The sequence below is a fragment of the Arthrobacter sp. 2YAF22_2 genome, from assembly GCF_052114645.1.
Taxonomy (GTDB): Bacteria; Actinomycetota; Actinomycetes; order Actinomycetales; family Micrococcaceae; genus Arthrobacter.
In genome coordinates this window covers 1-1,666 of the sequence record NZ_JBFRFD010000664.1, presented here as the reverse complement: position 1 = coordinate 1,666, position 1,666 = coordinate 1, and the positions used below count along the sequence as shown (strand labels likewise).

At 66.4% G+C, this 1,666-nt stretch carries 1 protein-coding gene; it reads left to right on the top strand.

Annotation, left to right across the window (positions count from 1 at the left end; all coding sequences use genetic code 11):
- On the top strand, nucleotides 1-1,607 hold a 1,607-nt coding region (thrS, locus tag AB4Y86_RS18480), incomplete at its 5' end, for a threonine--tRNA ligase (RefSeq protein ID WP_441403598.1).
- Nucleotides 1,608-1,666 lie beyond the last annotated feature (59 nt).

Sequence of the window (1,666 nt, the reverse complement as noted above, 5' to 3'; positions counted from 1 at the left end):
TCCGCAGGGTGGTCACCGAGGACGAGGCGCGCGAGGCGATGAAGGACGAGCCCTACAAGCTCGAACTGATCGGGCTCAAGGGCGCCGGCTCGGACGCCGACGGCTCCAACGTGGAGGTGGGCGGCGGTGAGCTGAGCATCTACGACAACGTCGAGCGCAAGGACGGCACTACGGTCTGGTGCGACCTGTGCCGCGGCCCGCACCTGCCCAACACCAAGCTGATCTCCAACGCCTTCGCGCTGACCCGCTCCTCCGCGGCCTACTGGCGCGGCAGCGAAAAGAACAAGCAGCTGCAGCGCATCTACGGCACCGCCTGGCCCACCAAGGACGCGCTCAAGGCCTATCAGGAGCGGATCGCCGAGGCCGAGCGCCGCGACCACCGCAAGCTCGGCGCCGAGCTGGACCTCTTCTCCTTCCCGGACGAGCTGGGCTCGGGCCTGCCGGTGTTCCACCCCAAGGGCGGCATCATCCGCAAGGCCATGGAGGACTATTCCCGCCAGCGCCACGTCGACGCCGGCTACGACTTCGTCTACACCCCGCACATCACCAAGGGCCACCTCTACGAGGTATCCGGCCACCTGGACTGGTACCGCGAGGGCATGTTCCCGCCAATGCACATCGACGCGGAACTGAACGAGGACGGCACCGTGCGCAAGCCCGGCCAGGACTACTACCTGAAGCCGATGAACTGCCCGATGCACAACCTGATCTTCCGCTCCCGGGGACGGTCCTACCGCGAGCTGCCGCTCCGGCTCTTTGAGTTCGGCTCGGTCTACCGCTACGAGAAGTCCGGCGTTGTGCACGGCCTCACCCGCGTCCGGGGCATGACCCAGGATGACGCCCACATCTACTGCACCCGCGAGCAAATGAAGGACGAGCTCACCAAGACGCTCAACTTCGTCCTCGGACTGCTCAAGGACTACGGCCTGGAGGACTTCTATCTGGAACTGTCCACCAAGGATCCGGAAAAGTTTGTGGGGTCGGACGAGGTCTGGGAGGAAGCCACCCAGACCTTGGCCGAGGTCGCCCAGGAATCCGGCCTGGAACTGGTCCCGGAYCCGGGYGGAGCMGCSTTCTACGGACCGAAAATTTCCGTGCAGGCCCGCGACGCAATCGGCCGGACCTGGCAGATGTCCACCATCCAGCTGGACTTCAACCTGCCCGAGCGGTTCGAACTTGAGTTCCAGGCCGCCGACGGCACCCGCCAGCGCCCCGTCATGATCCACCGGGCCCTCTTCGGCTCGATCGAACGATTCATGGGCGTCCTGACCGAGCACTACGCCGGAGCATTCCCGGCGTGGCTGGCCCCGGTGCAGGTTGTGGGCATCCCGGTGGCAGAGGCGTTCAACGACTACATGTTCGACGTCGTCGGCCGGCTCAAGGCGGAGGGCATCCGTGCCGAGGTGGACGTTTCCTCGGACCGCTTCCCGAAGAAAATCCGTACCGCCAGCAAGGACAAGATCCCGTTCGTGCTGATCGCCGGCGGGGACGACGCCGAGGCCGGCGCAGTCTCGTTCCGCTTCCGTGACGGCAGCCAGGACAACGGTGTGCCCGTCGCGGAAGCCGTCCGGCGGATCGTCGACGCCGTCCGCAACCGGACCAGCTAGCGGGGGAGCGGCACGTGCAGGAGACCACAGGCGCTGTCACGGGATACCCGGGCGACGAC